Genomic DNA, 24,939 nt, shown 5'->3' with positions numbered 1-24,939 from the left:
CATGCAAAATATCGCGCCGGCGACAGGGCCGGAGGACGACGCCAGCTATCTGCGGCGCGTGCGGCCGCGCGACCGGCCGAACCCTGCGCCGCGCGGTACCTACGACCTGGCCGTGGTGGGAGCCGGACCGGCGGGCGTGGCGGCCGCCGAATATGCCGCCCGGCTGGGCTTTTCGGTCGCCCTCGTCGAGCGCGACCATCTGGGCGGAAACTCGCTGAATACCGGATCGGTGCCGTCGAAGGCGATCATCCGAACCGCGCGCCTTTACGGCGCCATGCGCAATGCCGACGAATATGGCGCGCCCGCGCCATATGAGCCCGCTCTCGATTTCAGCCAGGCGATGGCGCGCATGCACCGGATCCGCACGCGCATCGCGGCCTATCATTCGGCCGACGATCTTGGCGCGCTCGGCGTCGACGTCTTTTTCGGAAGCGCCCGCTTCACGGATGCGCGCACGCTTGCCGTCAACGATGCCCGCCTGCATTTCCGCAAGGCGCTGGTCGCCACCGGCGCTCGCCCCCGGACGCTCGATGTTGCCGGCCTCGACGCGATGGGCTGCTATACGAGCGCGACGGTCTTCGGGATGGCGGCGCTGCCGAAGCGCCTCGCCGTCGTCGGCGGCGGCCCCTTGGGCTGCGAACTGGCGCAGGCGTTTTGCCGGCTGGGCGCGCATGTGATCATCGTGCAGAACAATGCCAAGTTCCTGCCGCGCGAGGAGCGCGACGCCGCCGAGATCCTGTCGCGCGCCATGGCGCGCGACGGCATGGAAATCCGCCTGAACACCACCGTGGTCGGCGCCCGGCGCGACGGCGCGGCCAAGGTTCTGGAAACCGTGAACTACGATGTGAAGGGCGAGGTCCGTGCCGACGAAATCCTGCTCTGCGTCGGGCGAACGCCCAATGTCGAGGAACTCTGCCTGGAACAGGCCGGCATCGCTTTCGATCGCGAAAAGGGGATCGAGGTCGATGATTTCCTGCGCAGCACCAATGCGCATGTCTATGCGGCCGGCGACGCCTGCCTGGCGCTGAAATTCACCAACGCCGCGCAGGCTTCGGCGCGGACCGCCGTGAGAAACGCGTTGATGCGGGCACGCGAGAGGCATGTCGACATCGCGACGCCCTGGTGCACCTTCTGCGATCCCGAGATCGCCCATATCGGCCTGCAGGTTTGGGAGGCGCGCCGGCAGCGGATTGCGATCAAGAGCTTCACCGTGATGATGCAGGATGTCGACCGGGCGATCACGGACGGCGAGGACACCGGCTTCGTCAAGATCCACATCGCCGAGGGCACCGATAGGATATTGGGCGCGACCATCGTCGCCTCGCGCGCCAGCGAGCTCATCAATGAGATGGCCGTCATCATGAGCGCCGGCATCGGCATGAAGGCCCTGGCCGAGATGGTCCACACCTACCCGGCCCAGTCCGATGCCATCATGCTCGCCGCGCAGGCCTGGCGGCGCGAATTCGACAAGGCGGTTCGGGCGGCACCGGCGTGAAGGCGCTTCGGCGCCGCGCCGGAACGACTCCGCGGAAAAAGCATTCTTGCCCATGACTGGAGAAGATCATGACGAAATATTCCATCGGCGACCATGTGAGCTGGAATTCGGAGGCCGGGCGGGTCAGCGGCAGGATCATCAAGGTCCATCACGAAGACTTCGACTACAAGGGGCACCGCCATCATGCCTCGAAGGACGATCCGCAATATGAGATCAAGAGCGATAGGACCGATCACGTCGCCGCGCATAAGGAAGGCGCGCTGACGAAGATCGGCTGACGGCGGCACGGTTCGCCACCATGCGGAGATTTTAGAGCGAGATGATCCCTTCCGGACCCCCTGTCCCGCTCCAAACTCACAAACGGCCAGCTTCAATGATGCGTTGCAGGAAGGCGCGGGTGCGCTCGTCGGTGGGATTGCTGAAGATTTGCGATGGCGGACCCTCCTCGTGGACCTTGCCGCCATACAAAAAGCACACCTTGCTGGCGACCTCGCGCGCGAACCCCATCTCATGCGTGGCCAGAAGCATGGTCATGCCCTCGGCGGCGAGGTCGCGCACGATGTTGAGCACTTCGGAGACCAGTTCGGGATCGAGGGCCGAGGTGATCTCGTCGAGCAGCAGCACCATCGGCCCCATTGCAAGGGCACGCACGATGGCGACACGCTGCTGCTGACCGCCCGACAGGCGGTCGGGATATTCCTTGGCCTTGTGCTCCAGTCCGATGCGCTTCAGCAGGCGAAGCGCCTTTTCTTCCGCCGCGGACGGCCTTTCATTCAGCACCTTGAGGGGCGCGAGGGTCACGTTTTCCAGAACCGTCATGTGCGGGAACAGGTTGTAGCTCTGAAAGACGATGCCGACGTCGCGGCGCAGCGCGTTGACGTCGACGCCCGGCCCGGACATGCGGTCGCCATGGATGCGGATCTCGCCGCCCTGGATGGTCTCGAGCCCGTTCATGCAGCGCAGCAATGTCGACTTCCCGCAGCCCGACGGGCCGATCAGGCAGACGACCTGATGCTCCTCGACCTCGAGACTGAGGCCGTTGAGGACCTTGAACTCACCGTAGCTCTTGATGATGTTGCGGATTTCGATCATCGCCATGGCGCGGGCAGCCTCAATTGCCTCCGGCGCGCATGCGGCGCTGGTCGCGTTCGATCAGCCTGTCGACCAGGCGGGTCTGTGGTATGGTGATCAGGATGAAGAGCAGCGCCACCGTGGTGACCGGCGACAGGTTGAAGTGGTTGGAGGCGATGATGCGGGCCTGGTTGAAGGCGTCTATCGAGCCGATGACGTTGACCAGCGCGGTATCCTTCTGCAGGCTGATGAAGTCGTTGAGCAGCGGCGGGATGATGCGGCGCACCGCCTGCGGAACGACGACATAGCGCAGGGTCTGCATGTAGGACAGGCCGAGGGAGCGGGCGGCCGCCACCTGACTCCAGTGGATGCTCTCGATGCCAGCGCGGTAGACTTCCGCGACATAGGCGCCATAGGTCAGCGTCAAGGCTAGGATGGCATAGGATTCCGGCGCAAGGTCCTTAAGCACCGGAAGCCCGGTCAGGGGGATGCCGAAGCCGATCAGGTAGATGTTGATGATCGCCGGCAGGCCGCGGAACATATCCGTATAGATCGTCGATATCAGCCGGACGGGTCGCGCCGCGTCGCCCGGCAGCAGGCGTGCGATGGCCACGACGAGGCCCCAGATCAGGACCAGGATTTCCGCCACCACGAAGATGCGGATGTTTGTCCAGAAGGCCTTGATGGTCAGTTCCAGGGAACTGGCGATCAACGGAACTTGGAAGAAGGTGCGGCTGACCGCAAGGTCGTTGGCGATGAAGAACTGCGCGGCGATCAGCATGATGACCACGACCGCCGCATAGCCGAACATTGAAAAGGCGTATTCGCGCAACGCCGCGGTCGCCACCCTGGCGGCCACCAGGTCGCCCGTCGCCAGCGCGGCCTTCGCCACCTGCGACTGGCGCCAGGACTGCACCGCCGGCCACAGCAGCAGCGGCGCAGCCACGCCGCAGACGACGAGGATCGCCGCGGCGACAACGTTTTGCGAACCGACGGAGGACAGGGCGGAATAGATGCCGTTCAGCGTCGACCAGGTCGCGAACACGACGAGGATGGCGACGAACAGAGCCGTGATCGACCACCCGGTCGCGTCCCTGGGCGGCGTTCCGGCGCTCCAGCGCCGTTCGCCGCCGAAAAGGCTGGGCGCGGCCCCGCCTCCCCGGTCGTAATCGTTCGACAACATCTGAATGCCGCCCCGGCGATCAAGGCTTGATGTAAGGGATCTTGGTCGGATCCGCACCCCATGCCTCGGCCAGATATTTGGTCGCCAGCTTGTCCAGGGTGCCGTCCTTCTTCAGCGATTCGATGCTCTCGTTCAACGCTGCCTCGTTCGGTGAACCCTTGGGATAGAGGGCGCCGTAGGATTCGCCGGTCGAATATTGATCCGGCACCACCAGGGCGCCGTTCGACTGCGAGACGGCGCCCAGCACGATCGAGGTGTCATGGATGACCGCGTCGACCTGGTTGGCCATCAGCGCCGTATCCATGCCGCCCATGTCGGGGAAGACCTTCACTTCCTTCGGATGCAGATGCTTGGCGACGAAGGCGGCGCCGGTCGTCCCCTGCATCACCGCGACCCGCATGTCCTTGAGCTTGGCTTCGTCGAACTGCTCGCCCTTCTTGACCATGACGCCGATGTCGGAATCGAAATACGGCGTGGAAAAATCAACGACTTTCGCGCGTTCCGGCGTGATGGAGATTTCGGCGAGCGCAAGATCGAAGTTCTTGGTCTGGCCGGCGACCAGAGCATCGAAGGAGACGTTGACCACCTTCACCTTGTCGAGACCCGCCCGATAGGCGATGTTGGCGGCCATGCAATATTCGTAGCCGTCCTTGATGGCATCGGGAGAATCGCCGTTCCACCAGCCGGGAGCCGGCAAGTTGGTCTCGACGGTCAGTTGGCCAGGGATGGCCGGCTTGATAGGAATTGAGCCCTTCGTGCCGGTCAATTCGCAATTTCCGATCGTTTCGGCATCGGAGAACGACACTACAGATAACGTAAAAAAGGTCGTTGCCAGCAGGGAATAACTCACGAGAACGAGATTTCTAGGCCACGATTTCATGATTACCTTCTCCCAAATTGCAGAATCCATGATTCATGCAACGGTCTTGCTTGAAATTGACCCTCCGGATTGAGCAATGGCAGTTTGCATGCGGTGCGTTTTCGCACTTTTGTTAACATCTGTGGCTCAAACACAAAAAGACAAGTGCCGATGCCTCGCGGCGCAAATGACGGCAAGCATTCTTGTCTTGGCTGGGCGGAATATGCCGGCAGTTCGACTGCGGCCGATTCGGATGCGCCGGCCCTTGGCCATCTCGGCGACCCGCCCGTCGATTTGAGCCACGACGAGCCGGCGCCGCCATTGTCGAAGGAGGTCGCCGGACGGGCGGCGGTCTATACCCGCTTCGGTAGCCACTTCTTTTCGAGGCGGCAGACCATGGTGTAGGCGGGGTCGAAGACATTGCCCACATCGTAGCGGACGGCCTGCCCCATGAGATGGCTCGCGGCCACGGGGCTCAGGCCGAAGTCGGCTGTCAGCCAGTTGAACATGTCGGTGGTGGCGTGCTGCAGCGCCTGGTCGAGCGGCCTTGCATTGCCGACCGAAAAGATGTCGGTCGCGTTCTCGCCGCGCGGCCAGACGAGATTGCGGCCCTTTTCGACCGTCAGGCGCAATTCGACCTCGAAGCAGGTCTCGATGCCGGTGCCGACGATCTCGCCGTCGCCCTGCCTGGCATGGCAGTCGCCGAGGAAGAACAGCGCGCCCGGCACGGCGACGGGAAACCACACCGTCGCGCCGGGGCGGAAACCGCGGTAGTCCATGTTGCCGCCATTCTCGGCGGAGGTGGCAGTGGAGAAGGCCTGCCCCATGGCCGGCGCCACGCCGAAACAGCCGATCATCGGCTCCAGCGGCAGCACGAGATTCTCGAGGCCCGGGACCGCGGGGTCCAATAGCACCGTCTGTGCCTGGCGGTCGATGCGCCACTGCACCTTGTCGCGCGGCGGCAGGCCGCGCACGAATTCCGGCTCGACGACGTTCCCGGCGAGCGCGGCACGCGTCCAGCCGGTCTCGCGGATCGGCGTCATGCGCAGGATCTCGACCCTGAGCGCGTCGCCGGTCTCGGCGCCGGCCACGAAGATCGGGCCGTTCATCGGGTTCGGCTCCGGGGCGCGCTGCACCCCGTCCTTGTCGACTCCGTTGGCGTCGATCGTCTCGGTGATCACCGTGTCGCCCGAGGCGATGGTGATCGCCGCAGGCAGGGTGCCCAGGACATTTTGCCATTCAGTGGCGGTAAAGCGGTGCGTGGTCATGGCTGACGGCGTAGCCGAGCGCCGCGTTTTCGGCAAGCGCGGCATGCCTGCGGCGCGGCTTCCGGCCCGGCGAAACAGCGCGCTCACAAGGCCGGGATGCCGCCGGTGCCGGTTCTTGACGGGCCGGGAGCGAATCCTAGCTTGCATCGCACCGGCGATCGCAATCGATGCTCCGGTTTTCCAGGGAGGAAAATATGAAAGGCAAATTTGCGGCCTGCTTTCTTGCCGGCCTCGCTGCAACGACGGCCGGCGTGATCCCCGCCGGCGCGGCGGATGCGCCGAAGCCGGTCTATTTCATCTTCACCGGTTACGCCTATCCCTACTTCGCGCCGATGGCCGAGGCGGTGAAGCAGGCCGCCACGCACCATCCGGACATGGCGGTCAAGATCGTCAACGCCAACAATTCTCCCTCGGACGAGATCGCCGATCTCAACGAGGCGGTTGCCGCGGGCGCCAAGGGCATCATCCTCAACACCATTCAGGAATCGGTCACCGGAACCGCCGCGAAGGCCATGAAAGCAGGCATTCCCATCGTCACGGTGGATCGCGACGTCGCCGACCCGTCGGCCCGCGTCGCCTTCATCGGCGACAATGACGTGACGCTCGGAAAAGAGGAGACGCAGTTCGCGGTGGATACCCTGGAGAAGAACAAGGTCAAGAAACCATGGCATGTGGTCATCCTTCAGGGCACGCTCGGCGCCAGCGTCTCGATCGGCCGCCTGAACGGCGCAATGGAGGTGCTGCAGCCCCTGGTTGACAAGAAGGAGGCCGAGATCTCCCTCAACCAGTCCGCGGATTTCGCCACCGACAAGGCGCAGGCGATGATCGCGACGGAGCTTGCCAAGACCACGGACATCCAACTCGTGGTCTGCGGCAACGACGCGATGGCGCTCGGCGTCGTCAAGGCGCTGCAGACGCATAACATCACACCGGGCAAGCAGACGCTCGTGGTCGGCGCCGACGCGCAGCCGGAGAGCCTGCAGGCCGTGAAGGAGGGCACGCAGCTCGACACGGTCACGCATTCTCCCTTTGTCGAGGCTTACTGGGCGGTCGAGGCGATGGCCAACATCCTTCAGGACGGCACCAAGCCGCCGGCTTCCAAGTTCCCCGACGGCAATGTCATCATCCCCATGACGGTCGTGACCCAGGCGAATGCCGACAATATCTCGGCCTGGGGCACGCCGGAGGAGATAGCGCCGCTGCCCTACGGCAAGGCGCAGGCCTATAGGGTGACCAGCGACAAGTGAGCGAAGCGGCCCCCGCAGAGGACCTCCGGCCGATCATCTCGGTCCGCGACCTGGTCAAGACCTTCGGGCCGGTCCGGGCGGTGGACGGCGTGAGCCTGGACATCTACCGGCAGGAGGTGGTCGGCATCATCGGCGACAACGGGGCCGGGAAATCGACCTTCCTGTCGCTGCTCACCGGCTTCCACCATCCCGATTCCGGCCGCGTGCTCTACCAGGGAAGCGAAGTGCAGATACGCTCGCCGCACACGGCGCGGAGCGAACTGAAGATCGAGATGATCTATCAGCGGCTGGAGCTCGCGCCGGACCTGACGGTCTGGCAGAACCTGTTCCTGGGCGAGGAGCTTCGCCGTTTCGGGCTGGGCATGGCGCGCAGCACCATGCGCGCCCGCGCGGGCGAAGTGCTGAGGCAATTGAACACGAAGATCTCGCCCGACGACATCGTGGGCGAACTTTCGGGCGGCGAGCAGCAGGCGGTGGCGATCGGCCGGGCCATCCTGTTCGACCGCCAGATCATCATCATGGACGAGCCGACGGCCGCCATTTCGGTGCAGAAGGTCGAAGATGTGCTGGCGCTCATCCGGCGGCTGCGCGGCGCCGGCAAGACGGTGCTTCTGGTCAGCCACAGGCTGGAAGACCTGATCGAGGTCTGCGACCGCATCGTCGTCTTCCGTCACGGCAGGGTCAGCGGCACGCTGGAAAACCGCGACCTCAGCGTCGGCGATCTTGTCCATGCCATGTTCTGAGCGGCCGGAATCGGCCAAGGAATCTATTTCGCGGAAGCTATCCGGGCCTGCAGGCCGGCAAGGATCAGGATCGCCGCCACGAAGATGTATTCATAGAGCGCCGGCAGGCCGATCAGCACGATGACGTCGTTGATCACGCCGATGACCAGGACGCCGAGAGCCGCGCCGACGATCGTGCCGCGGCCGCCATTGAAGGGAATGCCGCCGAGGATCACGCCGGCGATCGCCTGCAGGGAATCGCCCTGGCCCGTCAGCGGGTAGATCGAGTCCTGCCAGGCAGTGATCATGATGCCGGCCAAAGCGGCCATGAACCCGGAAACGGCAAGCACCAGCACCTTGACCATGTTCGTGCGGATGCCGACGGCGCGCGCGGCATTCTCGTTCGAGCCCGTCGCCCGGATCCAGTTTCCCAGCGGGGTGAACGACATCACCAGTTGCGCGCCGACGACGATGACAAGCGAGATGAGGATCAGGACCGGAAAGCCGGCGACGGTGCCGGCAATTCCGGAGAAGCCGAAGGGCCGCGGAGGGGTGGCGGCGTAGGGGCTGATGTAGTTTCCGCCGTTGAAGAGCAGGGCCACGCCGCGGATTCCCCAATAGGCGGCAAGCGTGACGATGAAGGAGGGAATGCCGCCGCGTGCCACGAGCAGGCCGGCGACGACACCGATGCCGGCGCCGGCAGCCAGGGTCGCAGCCACGGCCAGCGGCGCCGGCACCGCGTAGAAGACGGTCTGCCACGCGACGAACATCCCGGCGGCGGCCAGCATGCTTTCGACGCCCAGATCGATCATGCCCACCATGATCACGAACGCCTCGCCGACGGCGACGACGACCAGGAAGCTCGAACTCGTCAACAAGGCGGCGAGATTGCTCACGGTGAGGAAAGGGGGAGCGACGAGACTTGCGATGACGGAGGCCGCGATCAGGAAGGCCGCCGGCCGGCGCACCCCGCCAGGGCGGCCGGCAACGATTCTGGCGACGCCTCGCCACGACCAGTTCGTCATGGGCTTGTCTCCACCGCCCTTTGCGAAATCCATCCTTTGCGAGATCTCCGGGCCGGCGGTCGATCTTAGTCTTCGCGGCTGGATCTGGGCAAGACGAATGGCCGAAGGAACGCGGAGCGTTCCCCGGGGCAGGCTGCCCGGAGGGACTGGCCGAAACAAGCCGCTAACCGCGGAAATTCGGGACTATGCTGATAGCGGGAACCGATTTCAGCCAGCCAGGGGAATTATGGGATGGGCATGCAGAGTACTTAGCGCAGGAAGCTCGGAATCCTCTTCCGGCCTGCGCCGCAACCTCTCGGCCGTTTTAGATCGTCAATCGTAGCGAATTGGCAAATTGCGACGTGGCCGAGTCAGCCGGTTGGGCGAAGCCGTGATCGGCCAACTCTTCAATCCTGCCGTCTGGGTAAAGCCCAGTGGGGCGATGGGCGGCTCCTACAGAAACCAGCATGAACTCGTTGCCATCTTCACCAACGACCGCCGGCTGGGCGTCGAGGTTCCGAGGCCGGGCTATTGAAGCCGGCCTTCAGGCCACTTTCTCGTAGGCGATGTTCCGGGCCAGCCAGCAGCCGACGACGAGACCGCGAATGCCTGCGGCAGCGTCGCGCTCGACCTGGATGGTCCAGTCGCCGGGCGCGGGGGCATCCATCGAACGCTGGCAGGACAGCACGAACACATCCCGTCCCACCGGATGGATCGCGTGCATGGGACCGCGGCCCAGCAAGCCCTCGAAGCGGCCGAACAATGCCGTGCCGGCCTTGTCGATCTCCAGCCAGGCATCCAGTTCGCTGGAGAAATATCTGCCTTCCAGCCCCTGGGTGACGTCGCTGGCGACGCGGACCGCGCTCGCGCTCAGGTTTTCGCTGGGGCGCCTCAACCGCATGGCGTCGTCGTCGCGCGCCAGCGTCATCGAGGGCGCCTCCGCGGTGCTCTCCGACTTGAGGCGCAGCCGCTCGGGCGAGTGGGCGTAGCGCACGTCGAGCATCGCGCCATCCGCCCGCACGCTGAGCAGAAGGCCGTTGGCCTTGTCCAGATAGTGGCCGTTCCAGGCCGGATCGGCCACGCCGGCCGCCGCCGGCGTTTCCCGGTGGCCAAGGGCGGCGCGCAGCAACATGCGCGCCGCCTCATGGGAATCCGCTTCATGGTTGAGCAGGACGACCACCGACAAGCGCTGCGATGCGGCATGCATGCGGTGCAGGCGAAAGCCGCGCAATGCCCCGCCGTGCCCGGTCACGGCAACGCCGTCCACCGTCTCGTGCGAAAGGCCGTAGCCGTAGCGTGCGGATGTGCCGTCGCTGAATGTCTGCGGCCGCGACAGCCGCCGATAAAGACCGTCCGCGTCGTCGCGGGTGGCATCGATATGGCGTTCCCACGCCAGCATGTCTTCCAGCGAAGCCGAGATGCCGGCATCGCCCGTCCAGTAGATGCGGTTGGCGGCGGGGAAGAAGCCGACCTGGTCGTTGCCTTCGTAGCCGATCACGCCGTCCAGAGGCTTGCTGGTGTCGGCGGTCAGCAGCGCGGTTTCCATGCCGGCGGGCCCGAACAGCCGCTCGGCATAAAGCTCGGCAAGGGAACGGCCCGAAAAATCCTCCAGCAGGTCGGACAGGATGCGGAAGTTGCCGTTGGAGTAGGAATAGCTGCTGCCCGGCTCGAAGTGGGTGGTGCGCATGCGGGCCAGAAGCGGCTTGGCGTCCTCTCGCCCGAACACGCCTTCGGGCTCAGCGCCCTGAACGACGGTCAGCGCCCAATAGTCGCGCAGGCCCGACTGCATGTTGCAGAAATTGGCGATGGTGGGGCGGCGGCCCTCGAGGCGGGGAAGGAAATCCGCCACCCGTCCGTCGAGGCGGGCGGGGTCGCCCACCAGATCCAGGAGGACGCCGCATGTGAACTGCTTGCTGATCGAGCAGATCGGCAGCCGGGTAGCCGTCGTCATGGCCAGGCCGCTCGCCATGTCGGCATATCCCCATGCCTGCCGCGCCAGCACCTCGCCGTTCGCCACGACGCCCGCGACACCGCCCGGCCCCTTGAACTTCTCGGGAAGGGCTTCGAGCGCCCGCTTCAGGGATGGAAGATCGACCTTGCTCGCCAACGCGGGACTCCCGGTGCTGTTGCCGTGAACGGAGCCGGTATTGAAGATACCCGGCAGCGGAAGTCAATTTTTCGTCGTGGCGATCCCCGCATATTCGCGGGCGGCCCGGGGCTCGCCGAGCAGGCCGTGGCGTACGGCCATCGCGGCCGCCTGGGTGCGGTTTCGGGCGCCCAGTTTCTTCGTCGCCGCGCTCAAATGGAGGACGACCGTGGGGATCGAACGGCCGATGAAGCGCGAAATCTCCTTGGCCGAGTAGCCGTCGGCACAGTAGCGCAGGCACTGCCTTTCCCGCGCGGTGAGAGGGGCCGACGCAAGGCCCGGCACCGTATCGGCATAGGCCTGGTATGCGGCCTCGTGGAAAACCTGCGCGAGCAGGCCGAAATCGGCAATGTTGTGCAGCGCCTCGCCCGCGGTGGCGCCCGGCGCCAGCGTGCCGGTGACGGTGGCGTAGCCGCCATGCGGCATATGGATCGGCACGGTCACGCCGGCCGGCATGTCGTGGTCGAGCAGATAGCGCGCCACCGGTTCGGTTTCCGACGTCACGAAATGGCGGATGCGCGTGTCGGCTCCCGGCTCGTAGTTCCAGAAGAAGGGCACCGACGTGCGTGCGGCGAGCAGTTGCACCGGGTCTATGAGAAAATAGCCGCGGTCGCACCAGTATTCGTGCATGCCGCTGGCAATGTTGCGCAGCTTCATCAGCGACGGGATGGCGATATGACCATTCGGTTTCATGGGCACCGGCGTATAGTCGTAGATCATGGCGCCGAAGCCGAGTTTCTTCATGGCCTCGAAGGCATGATCGATGCGCTCGTCGAGGGTCTGATGCCGGGCGAATTGGTCCCTGATTGCCTCAATCCGGTCGAGCATGCCTGCCGCCAGTCTCCTTCGCCGCCGTGGAAATGATCCCGAACCTATCATTTCTTATAGCTGGCGAAAGCATGGCTGACGAATAAACTTGCCGAGGGCAGCGGACCGCCGGCAGGTCCGGGCGGCGGATTCGGGACGCTGCCTTTCACCAGGGCAGGGAGGGAACCATGTGGCGTGAGATCAGCCCCGACGAACAGGTCGACATCCGCGTCGATGGCCATCGGGTAAGGGCCTACAGCTTCGGCAAGGGGACGAACACGGTCCTGTGCCTGAATGGCGGGCCCGGCCTTCCATGCGACTACCTGCGTGAAGCCCATTCCTGCCTGATCGATCATGGCTATCGGGTCGTCGCCTTCGATCAGCTGGGCACGGGCGCCTCGGACCGGCCGGACGACGCCTCGCTTTGGACGATCGGCCGCTATGTCGCCGAAACCGAAACCGTGCGGCGCGAGCTCGGCCTCGGCAAGGTGCATCTGCTGGGGCACTCCTGGGGAGGCTGGCTCGCCATCGACTATGCGCTGACGCACCCCGAAAACCTCGCCTCGCTCATCCTTGCCGACACCGTCGCGGACATACCGCATCTGGTTTCCGAGCTTGAGCGGCTGCGTGCCGCGCTCGGCTCCGAAACCGTCGCCATGATGCAGAAGCACGAGGCCGAAGGCACGCTGGACCACCCCGAATACATGGCGGCCATCACACTGCTCAACTACCGCCACGTCTGCCGCCTGCCGGAGTGGCCGGCACCCGTGCGCCGCTCGCTGGACGACTGGAACATGGGTCCGTACGTGACCATGCAGGGGCCGAACGAGTTTCTCTATACCGGCAACCTCAAGGACTGGAACCGCGTGCCGGACCTGCCGAAAATCAAGGCGCCGGTGCTCATCGTCAACGGCGAGCACGACGAGTTGACACCCGCCTGCGCTTTGCGCATGAAAACGGCGATGCCCGAAGCGCAAGTGGCCATCATGCGCAATTCCAGCCACATGCCGTTCTACGAGAACCCTGGGGACTATTACCGCGTGCTGGTCGATTTCCTGTCGCGCCACGGAGCCGGCACATGAAGTACCGAACGCCGGGACGTTGAGGCATGCACCGGTACAAGTTCGTCCTCTATCGTCCGATCCAGTTCCTGCCGGTGCTGTTCGGCATCAGCGTCGTAACCTTCGTGCTGGTCCGGCTCATTCCCGGCGATCCCGCCCGTGTGCTGCTGGGCGCGCGGGCCACGCCCACGGCCATCGCCAACATCCGCCGTCAATACGGCCTCGATGAGCCGATGTGGCTTCAATATCTCTACTTCGTGAAAAACCTGCTCAACGGCGAGATGGGCAAGTCGATCCTCTACAAGATCGACGTGCTGAAACTCATCATGACCCGTATCGAGCCGACGCTGGTGTTGGTGCTGGCGAGCGTGGTGCTCTCTGTACTGATCGCGGTGCCAATGGCCGCACTTGCCGCCCGCAACCATGGCCGATTTGCCGATCACGCGGTGCGCGTCGTCTCGACGGCGGGCATCGGCTTTCCGCCGTTCTGGCTGGGGCTGATGCTGATCATCCTGTTCAGCGTCAATCTCGGTCTGCTGCCGGTTTCCGGCTATGGCGAGACGCTGGGAGAGAAAGTAGCCCACCTGGCCTTGCCCAGTCTGACGATCGCGCTGTCGCTTTCGACCGTGCTGACGCGCAGTCTGCGGGCGGCGATGGTGGAAGGCCTGCGCTCCGACGTCGCCGTCGCCGCACGGGCACGCGGCATGCCCGAGCGCGTGGTGTTCTGGCGCCACGTCGTTCCCAACTCGATGGTGCCGACCATCAACCTTCTCGCCATCAACATAGGCTGGCTGATCGGCGGGACGGTGGTCGTCGAAAGCGTGTTCGCCATCCCCGGCATCGGGCAATTGCTGGTGCGGGCGATCTTCTCGCGCGACTACATGGTCGTGCAGGGCGTGGCGATGATACTGGCCTGCGCCACGGTGCTCATCAACCTCATCGCCGACATCCTGACCGTCGCCGCCGATCCGCGGGTGAAGCTATGAGCGTGCGGGCCCTGGGCGGCGGGCGGATGGGCTGGCGGTGGCGGCTCGGCCAGCACACGGCGCTGGTGATCGGCGCGGCGATCCTGATCGTCTTCGTGCTGGCGGCGCTGCTCGCGCCCTATATCTCGCCCTACGATCCCATCGCGCAGAATGCCGACATCCGCCTGCTGGGCCCGTCCTGGGCACATCCGTTCGGAACGGACAATTTCGGCCGCGACATTCTTTCGCGGGTCATCTGGGGCGTGCGCATCGATCTCCAGATCGCCATACTGGGGGTGATCTTTCCCTTCATCATCGGCACGCTGATCGGCACGGTGGCGGGATTTTTCGGCGGGATCGTGGACGCGCTGTTCATGCGGCTCATCGATGTCATCCTGGCGTTTCCCTTCCTCGTGCTGGTCCTGTCGATCATCGCCATACTCGGGCCGGGCCTGAGCAGCTTCTACATCGCCATGGCGCTGGTGGGCTGGGTTTCCTATGCGCGGCTGATCCGCGCGCAGGTGCTGGTGCTGAAGAACAGCGACTATGCCGTCGCCGCCGTAAGTCTCGGGTTCAGCCGGTCGCGCATCATGTTCCGGCATCTTTTGCCCAATGCGATCGCTGGCTCGGTGGTGTTTTCGATGTCGGACGCGGTGCTCGTCCTGCTCAACGGCGCGGCCATCAGCTATCTGGGGCTCGGCGTCCAGCCGCCCATCGCGGAATGGGGCATCATGGTCGCGGAAGGCCAGCCCTTCATCACCACCGCCTGGTGGATCACGCTGTTTCCCGGCCTTTCCATCGTGATGCTCGCCTTCGGCTTCAGTCTGTTCGGCGACGCGCTCGGCGATGCGCTGGGGATGAAGGAATGAGCGCTCCCGTCCTCAGCGTCAGGGACCTCACCGTCGCCCTGGACGTGCCGGGCGGCGAGCCGCGCATGCTGCTCGACAAGGTTTCGCTCGATCTCGGGAAGGGCGAAGTGCTCGGGCTGGTCGGCGAAAGCGGCTCCGGCAAGAGCCTGTTCTGCCGCACGCTGGTCCGCCTGCTGCCGTCCAAAAACATGCGGATCGCGGAAGGCCGCATCATGCTCGGCGAGCGCGACCTGGCCAGGGCGAGCGAGGCCGAGATGCTGGATGTTCGCGGCGGCAGGATCGGGATGATCTTCCAGAACCCGACCAGCCATCTGGACCCGGTGATGACCATCGGCGACCAACTGGCCGAAGGGATACGCTACCATCAGGGGCTCGATGCGCGCGCCGCACGCAAGGAGGCGATAGCGATCCTGCGCCAGATCGGCTTTCCCGAGCCGGAGCGGCAGTTCGACGCCTATCCGCATGAGTTTTCCGGCGGCATGCGCCAGCGCGCGATGATCGGCGTCGCGCTGTCGTGCAATCCGGAGATCCTCATTGCCGACGAACCGACGACCGCGCTCGACGTCACCATCCAGGCGCAGATCCTGCAATTGCTGATGGACATACGCCGTGAACGCGGCCTGTCGATCATCCTGATCACCCACGATCTCGGGATCGTGGCGCAGACCTGTGACCGCATCGCCGTCATGCGCGAGGGCAGGCTTGTCGAACAGGGCGACAAGCGCGGCCTGCTGCGTTCGCCTTCCCATCCCTACACGAAGGCGCTCATCGGCAGCCATCCCTCGATGCCGCCTTCGGCGGGCGAAAGGAGGGCGGCGCCCGCGCCGGATGCAGCGGCAGCGACGGACAAGCCCTTGCTCGAGGTGGACGACGTCAATGTCCGTTTCGCCGGTTCCGGCAGTCTGTTCGGCGGGCGGTCGGGCGCGGTGCAGGCGGTGGCGGGCGTGTCGCTCAGGATCCTGGCGGGCGAGACGGTCGGCATCGTCGGTGAATCGGGCAGCGGCAAGAGCACCCTGGCGCGGGCGATCCTGGGGCTGGCGCCGATCGCGTCGGGTAACGTCATCTTCGACGGAACCAGCATGCGCGATGACCGCGTCGCCTTTCTCGCACGGCTTCGCCGCGAGACGGCGATGGTGTTCCAGGACCCATACAATGCCTTGAACCCGCGCCTTTCGATCGGCGATATGCTGGCCGAGGTGCTGAAGGTGCAGGACCGAATCCCGGCCGGCGATATTCCGGCGCGGGTCGGCGAGTTGCTCGACCTTGTCGACCTCGGCCGCGAGTTTGCTGCGCGGCGTCCGCGCAGCATGAGCGGCGGCCAGTGCCAGCGGGCCGGCATCGCCCGCGCGCTGGCGGTGGAGCCCCGCCTCATCATCGCCGACGAGAGCACGGCGGCCCTCGACGTCACCATCCAGGCGCAGATCCTCGATCTGTTCCGAGTGCTGAAGCGCAGGATGAACCTGACCCTGCTGTTCATTGCGCATGATCTCGCCATCGTGCGCAATCTCTGCGACCGGGTCGTCGTCATGCACCGGGGGCGCATCGTCGAGCAGGGAGCCTCGGCGCAGGTCTTCGGGCATCCGGCAGAGCCCTATACGCAGGCGCTGATACGAGCCATTCCCGATATCGATCCGGACAAGCCGCTTCTGCCGCAGGCGGCGCGGGAAGTTGCATAGCGGCGACCAGTCAGATCCAGACCAATCAGAAAGGGAACACGACAATGAAGAACAAATGGATGAAAATAGGCCTGGTGGCCATGATGGCGGGCCTGTCGTTTGGAGGGGGTATCGCCGAGGCGGCAGGCGTCCTGACCATCGGGCGGCGCGAGGATTCGACGACCTTCGACCCGATCAAGACGGCGCAGAACATCGATTTCTGGGTGTTCTCCAACGTCTACGACGTGCTGATCCGCGTCGACAAGTCCGGCAAGGTGCTGGAGCCGGGCCTGGCGGAAAGCTGGACCGTTTCCGAGGATGGGCTGACCTATACCTTCAAGCTGCGCGACGCCAAGTTCTCCGACGGCTCGCCCATCACCGCGGACGATGCCGCCTACAGCCTGCTGCGCATCCGCGACGACGAGGGCTCGCTGTGGAGCGATTCCTACCAGGTGATCGATACCGCGACGCAGGGTGACGACGCGCGCACGCTGGTGGTGAAGCTGAAAACGCTGTCGGCGCCGTTCCTGGCCTCGCTAGCCATGCCCGGCGCCTCGATCCTGTCCAAGAAGGGGCTCGAAACCATGGGCGCCGACGCCTATGCCGAGAACCCGATCGCCTCGGGCGCCTTCACGCTGAAGGAGTGGCGCCGCGGCGATCGCGTCATCCTGGAGAAGAACCCCAATTTCTGGGAAGCGTCCCGCGTCAGCCTGGATGGCGTCGAATGGATTTCGGTACCTGACGACAATACCCGCATGCTGAACGTGCAGGCGGGGCAATTGGACGCCGCCCTCTTCGTGCCCTTCTCCCGCGTGGCCGAATTGAAGAAGGATCCGGAGCTGGTCGTCACGCAGGACACCTCGACCCGTGAAGATCATCTTCTGATCAACCACGAGCACGGCCCGCTGGCCAAGAAGGAAGTGCGCGAGGCGCTGGACATGGCGATCGACAAGCAGGCGATCGTCGACACCGTAACCTTCGGCCTCGGCGAGGTCGCCAATTCCTACATTCCCAAGGGTGCCCTCTACCACGACGACAACGCGCTCCAGCGCCCCTACGATCCGGAGAAGGCCAAGCAGATGCTGGCGGATGCCGGCGCGGCCGGCCTGACGCTGAACTATGTCGTGAACGCCGGCAACGAGGTGGACGAGCAGATCGCCGTTCTGCTGCAGCAGCAGCTTGCCAAGGCGGGCGTGACCGCAAACCTGCAGAAGGTCGACCCCAGCCAGAGCTGGGACATGCTGATCGCCGGCGACTACGACCTCTCGGTCATGTACTGGACCTATGACGTCATCGACCCGGACCAGAAGACCACCTTCGTGCTGGGCCACGATTCCAACATGAACTACATGACGCGCTATCAGAATGAGAAGGTGAAGCAACTCGTCGCCGATGCGCGCATCGAGATGGATCCGGCCAAGCGCGAGGCGATGTATATGGAAATCCAGAAGACGGCCAAGAGCGACGTGCACTGGATCGACCTGTATTACAGCCCCTTCATCAACGTCACGCGCAAGAACATCGAGAACTTCTACCAGAACCCGCTCGGCCGCTTCTTCCTGGAAGATACGGTCAAGAACTGAGTCTTGCGCCCTGCGGCGCGGCGATTCCACAGCCGCGCCGCAGGGCCATGACCGGACGGCAGATCCGGCTTCAGCCGGAATATCCGGGCGCCGCTTGTCCCGGCATTGGAGAGAGGCGCCCGTATTATGGATCTCGTGGCACGATCCAGGCACCAGCTCAGTCTGTCTGACATCGCCCGGGAGCTGAACATAGCGCGCAGCACGGCACACACCATCTGTCACACGCTAGTGAGCCTGGAGCTTCTCATCCGGCGCAACGACCAGACATTCCAGATGGGGCCGCATGTGATGCGGTGGTCGAACGCCTTCACCACCCAGTCGGATGTCGCCGTCGAATTTGCCACCATGTGGGACCAGGAGACCGAATTGCCCGGCGCCACGATCACGCTCTCGGTCCTGGAAGGCGACGAGGTGGTCTATATCGCGGCCCGCAATTCCGATGCCTGCTTTTCCCGCGTCGAATTCCGGGCCGGAATGCGGATGCCGGCCGCCTTCACGGCCACAGGAAAGGCCTTCCTCAGCCATATGAGCGATTTCGATGTGCGAAAGCTTTTGGCAGACGGGCTACCGCCGCCGCGAACCCCGAAAAGTGTTCGGAACATCGAAGCACTGCTCCAGGAGCTCAATGAAGTCCGCAAAAACGGCTATAGCTGCGATAATGAGCAGGTAGCCGAGGGGATCGTCTGTTTTGGGGCATCGGTTCTCGATTCCCGTAACCGGCCTATCGCGGGTGTAGCGGTCAGCCTACCGGCGGAATCCATTCCAGATGTTCAACGAGAGCGCGTGATCTCGAACGTCCAACGTATCGCCACACGGCTTTCCCACAGGATGGGGGCCGACCTGACACGAAGGAGCGGATTGATCAGGAACGGAGATCAGCCGGCCAAATAGTGACGAAGCAAGCGGCCTGCACCCTGCTCTCCGAAAGTCCGGGAGCGTGGCCAGTTAGAGCGGATTTCGACCGTTATGAATCGAGAGTGGATTCCCTCGGAGCGTAATTTCTGATTCAGGATCCGTGCTGGTGATGGAGGCCGGCATGGATGGGCCAACCTCTTTCGATGGATTTGCGTTCGCGGCTTCTGGCGGCGGTTGATGATGGTATGAGCTGCCGTGCGGCAGCCGCTCGCTTTGGCGTTGCACCATCGACGGCGATCCGCTGGCAGGCGCAGCGCCGGGAAACTGGCGACTTTTCTCCCAAACCACAGGGCGGCGATATGCGGTCACGCCGGATCGAGGAGCGTGGGGCGGACATCCTGGCGATTTGGGAAGCGCGCAGGGACACCTCGCTTGAGGAACTGCGCCTGGCGCTGATCGAGATCGGCTTGCACGTCTCGATCGCCGGGCTCCACCGCTTCTTCGCGCGCCGTGGCATGACGCGCAAAAAAAGACTGGCCATGCCGTCGAGCAAGACCGTCCCGATATCCTGAAGCAGCGCCGGGCCTGGTTCGACGGCCAGATCGATCTGGAACCGGAGCGTCTTGTGTTCATCGACGAAACATGGACCACCACCAACATGACCCGCAGCCATGGACGCTGCCCAAAAGGCGAGCGGCTGCGGATGGGCTTCCCGCATGGCCACCGCAAGACCACCACGCTCGTGGCCGGGCTGCGCATGAGTGGCATGGTCGCACCGATGGTGCTGGATCGGCCGATCAACGGCGACTGGTTTGAAGCCTATGTCACTCAGGTTCTCGTGCCGGAACTGCGCCCCGGTGACGTTGTCGTCATGGATAATCTGTCGAGCCACAAGCGGGCCTCGGTGCGCGAACACATCCAGGCAGCGGGCGCGACACTGCGCTTCCTTCCGCCCTACAGCCCGGACTTCAACCCCATTGAGAAAGCCTTCTCCCGCCTCAAGGCCATGCTGCGCAAGGCGGGAGAGCGAACCGTCGGCGGCCTCTGGAGCCTGATCGGCAAGCTCGTCGATATCTTCCAGCCTAACGAATGCGCCAACTACTTCACTTCATGTGGTTATGAGCCAGACTGATCGAAAACCGCTCTAATCGATCATAGGCGAGCAATTTTGGTGGAAATTGATCGTAGTGGTAGTTCACGGCTTCAGAAAAATCGAGATTTAATGACGCGTTAGCCATTTTGGGTATCGCTTCCTGCCCTATACGATAATCAACGTTCGTTGATTATCGTATAGGGTGGTGAAGAGGCGTTGTCTATCGCATTTGGCGGTATTCGATAGTCAACAGGGGTTGGCTATCGTTGAGCAAAGGCAACCCGACTTGACTCTCGGCTATGCCTCCCCGTGATATCCAACATGGCTCTGAGAATCCTTATCAGTCGTCGCCTTTATCGCGCGCCGCTCCTGTTTCCGGCGCGCCCCTCGCGCCCCTTCCCCTTCAACCCGGCCGCAGATGCGCGCGCCACCCGGGAATCGCCCTGTCTCACCCCTCATCCGGCCGCAACTGCGCCTCGATGATCTCCCGCGCTGCCTCGTAGATCGGTTTGACCTCGGGCTCGCTGCCTTGGTGCGATTCGAGGAGATAGAGCGCTTGCTCGTACACCTCGCGGACCTCACCGTCGGATAACACCCCCTTCGCGCCCAGCGTCCCGATGAGGGCAGCGAGGATTGCCGCTGACGAAAGGTCGCTGGCGGCTATGGCGTCGATGCGCGGGTCTCGCTCTGCCATCCCCAGCCCCTCCCCAGAAGCCTGAACAACATCGCGCGCTAGGCGCAAAGCTGCAAGAGGGGTTGTCGTTCGGTGCGCAGACCCGGTGACATCGCCCGTTCCGGTTCACTGCGGCGGGCAATTCCCCCGTCGGAAGTTTGATTATCATGGTCGCATTCTCTCCCGAGGGAGGCGGCTGGGCTTTCGCGTTTGTACCCTCTCACGCATGCATCAAATCGCCGTGAACCACATTCTCCGCCACAGATCAGCCCATGAGGGCGCAGACGATCCAAAGTGCAAGGGACGTTAAGGCGCATTTTCGCGCCAGGGAGAAGATCATGATCGGCAAGGTTTTGGTTGCGATGGCCATTGTCACCGTCGCAGGGGCCCCGGCGTTTGCGGCGACAGAATATTGGGTCGGCCAGGACGCATCGACATACAAGTGTTCAGTGGTGAGCATGAAGCCGGACGGAAAGAAAATGATGGATGCCGGCCACAAGATGTTTGCCGACAAGGCCGCTGCTGAGAAAGCGATGAAGTCAATGTCCTCCTGCAAGTAGCGATTTGTGCTGACACTGTGCCGCCCGCTCCGGCTCGCCGGGGCGGGCTTCTCTTTTGGGGCAGGGCTTGTCAAGCAAAGGATACTGTCTCCGGCCCCAGGTGAGGCCCGGCGAAGTAGTGCTGAAGCACTGGCACGCAAAGGATCTGAGCTGCAGGACGTGATGGTTGCCCGCCAGGGGTCTGGCTTCTCTTCGAAGTCGGCGCTTGACCGCTCCATGATCGGGTCGGATGGAGAGGCATCCCACTCTTTTTTCCGAAGCTGCCAGTCTTAACTGACGTCCAGCCCGCCCGCGAGATTGCCTACCCACTCGTCCCTGAACGGGACCTCTATCCGCGCAGCGTCGCGGAATTCTCTATTCGATCGATCACTCAGGCGGTCTTGGCCTCCCAGCGATATGGCGTATTGTCCATCCACATCCGATGCAGGATGACTGCCAGGCGTCGAGCCACCGCCACGGTAGCCTTTGCCATACCTCGCCGACGCGCAATGGATAGTCCCCACGTCTTCAGCGGAGAGCTGCGCTTCGTGAGCCGCAGCAAGATTCCGGCGGCTTCTACCATTACCCAGCGGATTCCTGCATCGCCGCACTTGGAGATGCCTCTATCCCGGTCGATCTCGCCGGATTGATAGCGTGAAGGCGTCAATCCGAAGTGGGCTGGAACGGACCGAGATCGACTGAAGCGCGCCGGTTCGTCGACGCCAGCCCGAAAGCTTAGGGCAACCACCGGCCCAACTCCCGGTGCCGTCATGAGGAGTTTGCAGATGTCGTCGTTCTCAGCCAGCCGTTCCATCGCCTTTTGCAATCGCTGAAACTGCTCTCTCAGCACGCGGCGCACTTCCAGGAGAGGATCGATCACCAGGTGAAGATGCGGGGACTGTTCGAGCAATTCGATAATGCGCCGCTCAAACTGCAACCTGGTCACGACTCCAACCTTGAGGCCGAAGTTGCGCAGCAGGCCGCGTAGGTTGTTCTCCGCATCGACAATCTTCGCCTGCACGAACTTGCGCGCAGTGAGCAGCATCCGAATCTCCTGGCTCCGAACGGTCTTGACATGGACCGGCTTGTAGAGCCCGACCCGCATCATCTGCGCGATGCCTCGGGCATCATTGCGATCGGTCTTGTTGATCTGAGCTGAGAGCGCGGCCTTCATGTGCCGCGTCTCAACACAGATCACTGGATAGCCTGCGGCCGCGAGGCCGCTGTAGAGCCATTGCGAGAGTGGACCGGCCTCTAGGCCGACGCGCTTGTAGGGACCGCCAACTGCGTGAAGTGCGGTGCCGATCACAGTCGGCTCGGTCTCGACCTTGCACTCACGGATGAGATCGCCATGTGAACCGCCCCGGGTTTGCCGGAGGCCTTCTGGTTTAAGTTATGCCGCGATGGCCGGTTCTTCCAGCATGGCGTAGTAGCGTTCCTCGGCTTCGGCCGGCGGGATGTTGCCGATGGGTTCCAGCAGCCGGCGATTGTTGAACCAGTCGACCCAGGTCAGCGTGGCGAACTCGACCGCCTCGAAGCTTCGCCATGGTCCCCGGCGATGGATGACCTCGGCCTTGTGGAGGCCGTTGATCGTCTCGGCCAGTGCGTTGTCGTAGCTGTCGCCGACACTGCCCACAGACGGTTCGATGCCGGCTTCGGCGAGACGCTCGGTGTAGCGGATGCTGACATATTGCGATCCGCGGTCCGAATGATGAACCAGACCACCGCGATGAACGGGTCGGCGTTCGTGCAAGGCCTGTTCGAGAGCGTCGAGCACAAAGCTCGCATGGGCGGTCCTGCTCACCCGCCAGCCGACAATACGACGGGCGTAGGCGTCGATGACGAAGGCCACGTAAACGAAGCCCGACCAGGTGCTGACATAGGTGAAATCCGAAAGCCAGAGCATGTTCGGGGCCGGCGCGTGGAAGACCCGGTTCACGCGGTCAAGCGGGCACGGCGCGGCCTTGTCCTGCACCGTGGTGCGGATCGGCTTGCCGCGAATGACGCCGTGAAGGCCGAGGTCGGCCATCAACCGCTCGACCGTGCAGCGCGCGACATCAAAGCCCTCGCGCAGCATCTGCCGCCAGACCTTCCTCGCGCCGTAGACCTCGAAGTTCTCGGCGAAGACGCGCTCGATCTCCGGCTTCAGCGCGAGGTCCCGCTTCGCCCGCGTCGACAGCTTCTCGGGATCGGCGCGCTTGGCGACATGATCGTGGTAGGTCGACGGGGCGACCGGCAGCACCCTGCAGATCGGCTCGACCCCATGCGCCTCGCGGTGATCGTCGATGAACGCGATCATCGTTTGAATGGGCGGTCGAGCTCCGCCTGGGCAAAATAAGCGCTCGCCTTGCGCAGTATCTCGTTGGCCTGCCGAAGCTCCCGGTTCTCCCGCTCAAGAGCCTTCATCTTCTCGGCCATGTCTGTCGGAACGCCGGCTCGCTTGCCAGCATTAATCTCGGCCTTCTTCACCCAATCCAGCAGCGTGTGCGCCGAGCAGCCGATCTTTGCCGCTATCGACTGGCAGGCAGTCCAGCGCGAAGAATGATCAGCCTCGTGATCGAATACCAACCGCACCGCACGCTCGCGCACCTCAGGGGAAAACTTGTTCGTCGTTTTGCTCATCATGGCTCCATCCTATTGGGAAGTTGGAGCCTCCGGCAAACCCGGGGCGGTTCAGGCCCATCATTCCCCGGCGCACATGCATGCCCCGCAAGAGGGCCTTCGATCCCAGCAAGTACAAACTGCGCAACCGCGTCGAGCGAACCATCGGCAAGCTCAAGCAACTGCGCCGCATCGCAACCCGATACGATCGATTGCCCCTCAACTACCTCGCAACCCTATATCTCGCTGCAATCGCCTTCTGGTGCTGAATGTCGATTCAGCCTAGCAATCTCGCCATCGATAATGGATTTGACCGCCATGTCCGTGGCGTCTTGCTTATTTTCGCCGATAGTAGCCTTTGGCTTAAAGATTCCGTCGGGAACATTTTTCATCGACTGTCCTTCCTTAAACGAAAAAGGCCGGGGTTTACCCCGACCTTCTCCTGTTCGCCTCGATGGCCAGTGCCAGTACATCCATGGTCAAAGACCAGAGGCGAGGTCTTTATGCCGCCTGCAAATTCTCAGCTGAGGATTTGCCCTTACGCGGGTCCTGCACAACATCGAACGAGAGCTTTTGGCCCTCAACGATAGTACGCATACCGGCGCGCTCGACAGCGGAGATGTGCACAAACACATCCGCGCCACCGTCGTCCGGGGCGATAAAGCCGAAGCCCTTGGTGGAATTGAAGAACTTAACCGTTCCGATAGCCATGACGATTTCCTTTCAATCGGCAGAGAAATTCGCCGTCTGACCGAATGCCAAACGCCGTAGTCGTCGAATTTGAGAGGAAAGACCGGAGAAGCGCCTCGGCGCGAAACGAGATCAACAAGCAAAATCGATCATGCATACGTAGGCGATTACGCCAGTCGGCGCAAGCGCGTCGCCTCAATCGCCACCCTGATCTGGCGCGGGTTCCGTTTTTTCATTCTGGTCTGAGAGTTTTTTAGCCTCTTTGGCGGCCAGCTTTTCGGCTTTCTTTGCAGCCTTGGCGCGATCACGCTCATTGCGCTCGAAATTGTAATTCGGTGTACGGGGCATGAAGTCTCCTTTCTGGGAAACCTAGTTGGCCGGCTTAACCTATGCAACCCGCAGCCGAGCCTGATCCTCGCCCGCCATCTGCCCGAACTCGATCCATGTCATTCCGGTCGCCGTTACCAACGCCAGTTTTCTCATGATCATCCCTCGCCCCGGTCGGCACCGGCCGGCAATCGCGGAACTGGTCTGCGTCCTCGCCCGAAAGGGC

General features: G+C 63.5%; 26 protein-coding genes and 1 other annotated feature. Of the genes, 14 read left to right on the top strand and 12 right to left on the bottom strand.

Going from position 1 to position 24,939, the window contains the following annotated elements:
• The first annotated feature begins 1 nt into the window (after position 1).
• The gene (locus tag ACTDI4_RS02620; RefSeq protein WP_442839668.1) at positions 2-1,495 is read left to right on the top strand and encodes a mercuric reductase; all 1,494 of its coding nucleotides are present in this window, start codon (positions 2-4) and stop codon (positions 1,493-1,495) included.
• Between the two features lie 68 nt (positions 1,496-1,563).
• On the top strand, positions 1,564-1,773 hold the full coding sequence (locus ACTDI4_RS02615) for a DUF2945 domain-containing protein (RefSeq protein WP_442839667.1): 210 nt from the start codon (positions 1,564-1,566) through the stop codon (positions 1,771-1,773).
• Positions 1,774-1,849: 76 nt separating this feature from the next.
• Here ACTDI4_RS02615 and ACTDI4_RS02610 read toward each other — a convergent pair whose 3' ends face one another.
• The 4 genes from ACTDI4_RS02610 to ACTDI4_RS02595 form a co-directional block, all read right to left on the bottom strand.
• Positions 1,850-2,593 (bottom strand): amino acid ABC transporter ATP-binding protein, encoded by a 744-nt coding sequence (locus tag ACTDI4_RS02610; RefSeq protein WP_442839666.1) that lies wholly within the window; start codon positions 2,591-2,593, stop codon positions 1,850-1,852.
• 13 nt (positions 2,594-2,606) lie between these two features.
• On the bottom strand, positions 2,607-3,749 hold the full coding sequence (locus ACTDI4_RS02605) for an ABC transporter permease subunit (protein ID WP_442839665.1): 1,143 nt from the start codon (positions 3,747-3,749) through the stop codon (positions 2,607-2,609).
• A gap of 19 nt (positions 3,750-3,768) precedes the next feature.
• A complete protein-coding gene (locus ACTDI4_RS02600; RefSeq protein ID WP_442839664.1) occupies positions 3,769-4,515 on the bottom strand; it encodes an ABC transporter substrate-binding protein in 747 nt (248 codons plus the stop codon).
• A gap of 446 nt (positions 4,516-4,961) precedes the next feature.
• Positions 4,962-5,876 carry an acetamidase/formamidase family protein gene (locus tag ACTDI4_RS02595; protein WP_442839663.1) on the bottom strand — a complete coding sequence of 305 codons (915 nt, stop codon included), beginning with the start codon at positions 5,874-5,876 and terminating at the stop codon, positions 4,962-4,964.
• A 194-nt stretch (positions 5,877-6,070) separates the two neighbouring features.
• On the opposite strand from ACTDI4_RS02595, the gene ACTDI4_RS02590 reads away from it, so the two are divergent.
• Positions 6,071-7,123, top strand: coding sequence for a sugar ABC transporter substrate-binding protein (locus ACTDI4_RS02590; RefSeq protein WP_442839662.1), 1,053 nt, complete (start codon positions 6,071-6,073; stop codon positions 7,121-7,123).
• Positions 7,120-7,866: an ATP-binding cassette domain-containing protein gene (locus tag ACTDI4_RS02585; protein WP_442839661.1), complete on the top strand. Its 747-nt coding sequence runs from the start codon at positions 7,120-7,122 to the stop codon at positions 7,864-7,866. Before ACTDI4_RS02590 ends, ACTDI4_RS02585 begins: the two co-directional genes overlap by 4 nt.
• Positions 7,867-7,889: 23 nt before the next feature.
• On the opposite strand, the gene ACTDI4_RS02580 is transcribed toward ACTDI4_RS02585, so the two are convergent.
• A complete protein-coding gene (locus ACTDI4_RS02580; RefSeq protein WP_442839660.1) occupies positions 7,890-8,870 on the bottom strand; it encodes an ABC transporter permease in 981 nt (326 codons plus the stop codon).
• Between the two features lie 370 nt (positions 8,871-9,240).
• Here ACTDI4_RS02580 and ACTDI4_RS02575 point away from each other — a divergent pair, with 370 nt between their 5' ends.
• Positions 9,241-9,384: a hypothetical protein gene (locus ACTDI4_RS02575; protein ID WP_442839659.1), complete on the top strand. Its 144-nt coding sequence runs from the start codon at positions 9,241-9,243 to the stop codon at positions 9,382-9,384.
• 9 nt (positions 9,385-9,393) lie between these two features.
• On the opposite strand, the gene ACTDI4_RS02570 is transcribed toward ACTDI4_RS02575, so the two are convergent.
• The gene (locus ACTDI4_RS02570; RefSeq protein ID WP_442839658.1) at positions 9,394-10,956 is read right to left on the bottom strand and encodes a D-aminopeptidase; all 1,563 of its coding nucleotides are present in this window, start codon (positions 10,954-10,956) and stop codon (positions 9,394-9,396) included.
• A 63-nt stretch (positions 10,957-11,019) separates the two neighbouring features.
• Positions 11,020-11,823, bottom strand: coding sequence for a helix-turn-helix transcriptional regulator (locus ACTDI4_RS02565; RefSeq protein ID WP_442839657.1), 804 nt, complete (start codon positions 11,821-11,823; stop codon positions 11,020-11,022).
• Between the two features lie 167 nt (positions 11,824-11,990).
• Between ACTDI4_RS02565 and ACTDI4_RS02560 the strand changes: the two genes are divergently transcribed.
• The 7 genes from ACTDI4_RS02560 to ACTDI4_RS02530 all read left to right on the top strand — a co-directional run bounded on the left by ACTDI4_RS02560 (position 11,991) and on the right by ACTDI4_RS02530 (position 19,922).
• Positions 11,991-12,884, top strand: coding sequence for a proline iminopeptidase-family hydrolase (locus ACTDI4_RS02560; protein ID WP_442839656.1), 894 nt, complete (start codon positions 11,991-11,993; stop codon positions 12,882-12,884).
• A gap of 26 nt (positions 12,885-12,910) precedes the next feature.
• Positions 12,911-13,849: an ABC transporter permease gene (locus ACTDI4_RS02555; protein ID WP_442839655.1), complete on the top strand. Its 939-nt coding sequence runs from the start codon at positions 12,911-12,913 to the stop codon at positions 13,847-13,849.
• Positions 13,846-14,697, top strand: coding sequence for an ABC transporter permease (locus ACTDI4_RS02550; protein WP_442839654.1), 852 nt, complete (start codon positions 13,846-13,848; stop codon positions 14,695-14,697). Before ACTDI4_RS02555 ends, ACTDI4_RS02550 begins: the two co-directional genes overlap by 4 nt.
• Positions 14,694-16,373, top strand: coding sequence for a dipeptide ABC transporter ATP-binding protein (locus ACTDI4_RS02545; protein ID WP_442839653.1), 1,680 nt, complete (start codon positions 14,694-14,696; stop codon positions 16,371-16,373). The genes ACTDI4_RS02550 and ACTDI4_RS02545 overlap by 4 nt, the downstream gene beginning before the upstream one ends.
• Before the next feature lie 44 nt (positions 16,374-16,417).
• On the top strand, positions 16,418-17,935 hold the full coding sequence (locus ACTDI4_RS02540; RefSeq protein WP_442839652.1) for an ABC transporter substrate-binding protein: 1,518 nt from the start codon (positions 16,418-16,420) through the stop codon (positions 17,933-17,935).
• A 105-nt stretch (positions 17,936-18,040) separates the two neighbouring features.
• Complete coding sequence (locus ACTDI4_RS02535) at positions 18,041-18,826, top strand: IclR family transcriptional regulator (RefSeq protein ID WP_442839651.1); 786 nt, start codon at positions 18,041-18,043, stop codon at positions 18,824-18,826.
• A gap of 149 nt (positions 18,827-18,975) precedes the next feature.
• Positions 18,976-19,922 (top strand): IS630 family transposase gene (locus ACTDI4_RS02530; protein ID WP_442839650.1). Its coding sequence is split into 2 segments (ribosomal slippage): positions 18,976-19,312 and positions 19,312-19,922, totalling 948 coding nucleotides; the frame shifts between segments, so codons are not numbered across the junction.
• Between the two features lie 409 nt (positions 19,923-20,331).
• Here the strand turns inward: ACTDI4_RS02530 and ACTDI4_RS02525 are convergent.
• A complete protein-coding gene (locus tag ACTDI4_RS02525; protein ID WP_442839649.1) occupies positions 20,332-20,577 on the bottom strand; it encodes a hypothetical protein in 246 nt (81 codons plus the stop codon).
• A 317-nt stretch (positions 20,578-20,894) separates the two neighbouring features.
• On the opposite strand from ACTDI4_RS02525, the gene ACTDI4_RS02520 reads away from it, so the two are divergent.
• Positions 20,895-21,116, top strand: a complete 222-nt coding sequence (locus tag ACTDI4_RS02520; protein ID WP_442839648.1) for a hypothetical protein — start codon at positions 20,895-20,897, stop codon at positions 21,114-21,116.
• Between the two features lie 370 nt (positions 21,117-21,486).
• Here ACTDI4_RS02520 and ACTDI4_RS02515 read toward each other — a convergent pair whose 3' ends face one another.
• Together ACTDI4_RS02515 and ACTDI4_RS02510 are read right to left on the bottom strand one after the other, a co-directional pair.
• Complete coding sequence (locus tag ACTDI4_RS02515) at positions 21,487-22,404, bottom strand: IS110 family transposase (protein WP_442839647.1); 918 nt, start codon at positions 22,402-22,404, stop codon at positions 21,487-21,489.
• A gap of 84 nt (positions 22,405-22,488) precedes the next feature.
• Positions 22,489-23,717 (bottom strand): IS3 family transposase gene (locus tag ACTDI4_RS02510; protein ID WP_442843242.1). Its coding sequence is split into 2 segments (ribosomal slippage): positions 22,489-23,429 and positions 23,429-23,717, totalling 1,230 coding nucleotides; the frame shifts between segments, so codons are not numbered across the junction.
• Positions 23,320-23,436 (bottom strand) — a sequence feature (AL1L pseudoknot). Its footprint overlaps the gene before it by 117 nt.
• A gap of 80 nt (positions 23,718-23,797) precedes the next feature.
• Here ACTDI4_RS02510 and ACTDI4_RS02505 point away from each other — a divergent pair.
• Positions 23,798-23,965, top strand: coding sequence for a hypothetical protein (locus ACTDI4_RS02505; protein ID WP_442839646.1), 168 nt, complete (start codon positions 23,798-23,800; stop codon positions 23,963-23,965).
• Between the two features lie 232 nt (positions 23,966-24,197).
• Here ACTDI4_RS02505 and ACTDI4_RS02500 read toward each other — a convergent pair whose 3' ends face one another.
• Both ACTDI4_RS02500 and ACTDI4_RS02495 read right to left on the bottom strand, forming a co-directional pair.
• Positions 24,198-24,407 carry a cold-shock protein gene (locus ACTDI4_RS02500; RefSeq protein ID WP_442839645.1) on the bottom strand — a complete coding sequence of 70 codons (210 nt, stop codon included), beginning with the start codon at positions 24,405-24,407 and terminating at the stop codon, positions 24,198-24,200.
• Between the two features lie 174 nt (positions 24,408-24,581).
• Positions 24,582-24,734, bottom strand: a complete 153-nt coding sequence (locus tag ACTDI4_RS02495; protein WP_442839644.1) for a hypothetical protein — start codon at positions 24,732-24,734, stop codon at positions 24,582-24,584.
• Positions 24,735-24,939 lie beyond the last annotated feature (205 nt).

The sequence above is a fragment of the Mesorhizobium sp. PUT5 genome (assembly GCF_052216645.1).
GTDB lineage: Bacteria > Pseudomonadota > Alphaproteobacteria > Rhizobiales > Rhizobiaceae > Mesorhizobium.
This window is presented reverse-complemented; position numbering and strand designations above follow the sequence as displayed.

Bases quoted from the DNA above. Each gene is read 5' to 3' on its own strand.
- ACTDI4_RS02620 (WP_442839668.1), top strand. From the start codon at position 2: ATGCAAAATATCGCGCCGGCGACAGGGCCGGAGGACGACGCCAGCTAT.
- ACTDI4_RS02615 (WP_442839667.1), top strand. From the start codon at position 1,564: ATGACGAAATATTCCATCGGCGACCATGTGAGCTGGAATTCGGAGGCC.
- ACTDI4_RS02610 (WP_442839666.1), bottom strand. From the start codon at position 2,593: ATGGCGATGATCGAAATCCGCAACATCATCAAGAGCTACGGTGAGTTC.
- ACTDI4_RS02605 (WP_442839665.1), bottom strand. From the start codon at position 3,749: ATGTTGTCGAACGATTACGACCGGGGAGGCGGGGCCGCGCCCAGCCTT.
- ACTDI4_RS02595 (WP_442839663.1), bottom strand. From the start codon at position 5,876: ATGACCACGCACCGCTTTACCGCCACTGAATGGCAAAATGTCCTGGGC.
- ACTDI4_RS02590 (WP_442839662.1), top strand. From the start codon at position 6,071: ATGAAAGGCAAATTTGCGGCCTGCTTTCTTGCCGGCCTCGCTGCAACG.
- ACTDI4_RS02580 (WP_442839660.1), bottom strand. From the start codon at position 8,870: ATGACGAACTGGTCGTGGCGAGGCGTCGCCAGAATCGTTGCCGGCCGC.
- ACTDI4_RS02565 (WP_442839657.1), bottom strand. From the start codon at position 11,823: ATGCTCGACCGGATTGAGGCAATCAGGGACCAATTCGCCCGGCATCAG.
- ACTDI4_RS02560 (WP_442839656.1), top strand. From the start codon at position 11,991: ATGTGGCGTGAGATCAGCCCCGACGAACAGGTCGACATCCGCGTCGAT.
- ACTDI4_RS02555 (WP_442839655.1), top strand. From the start codon at position 12,911: ATGCACCGGTACAAGTTCGTCCTCTATCGTCCGATCCAGTTCCTGCCG.
- ACTDI4_RS02550 (WP_442839654.1), top strand. From the start codon at position 13,846: ATGAGCGTGCGGGCCCTGGGCGGCGGGCGGATGGGCTGGCGGTGGCGG.
- ACTDI4_RS02545 (WP_442839653.1), top strand. From the start codon at position 14,694: ATGAGCGCTCCCGTCCTCAGCGTCAGGGACCTCACCGTCGCCCTGGAC.
- ACTDI4_RS02540 (WP_442839652.1), top strand. From the start codon at position 16,418: ATGAAGAACAAATGGATGAAAATAGGCCTGGTGGCCATGATGGCGGGC.
- ACTDI4_RS02525 (WP_442839649.1), bottom strand. From the start codon at position 20,577: ATGGCAGAGCGAGACCCGCGCATCGACGCCATAGCCGCCAGCGACCTT.
- ACTDI4_RS02520 (WP_442839648.1), top strand. From the start codon at position 20,895: ATGATCGGCAAGGTTTTGGTTGCGATGGCCATTGTCACCGTCGCAGGG.
- ACTDI4_RS02505 (WP_442839646.1), top strand. From the start codon at position 23,798: ATGCCCCGCAAGAGGGCCTTCGATCCCAGCAAGTACAAACTGCGCAAC.
- ACTDI4_RS02500 (WP_442839645.1), bottom strand. From the start codon at position 24,407: ATGGCTATCGGAACGGTTAAGTTCTTCAATTCCACCAAGGGCTTCGGC.
- ACTDI4_RS02495 (WP_442839644.1), bottom strand. From the start codon at position 24,734: ATGCCCCGTACACCGAATTACAATTTCGAGCGCAATGAGCGTGATCGC.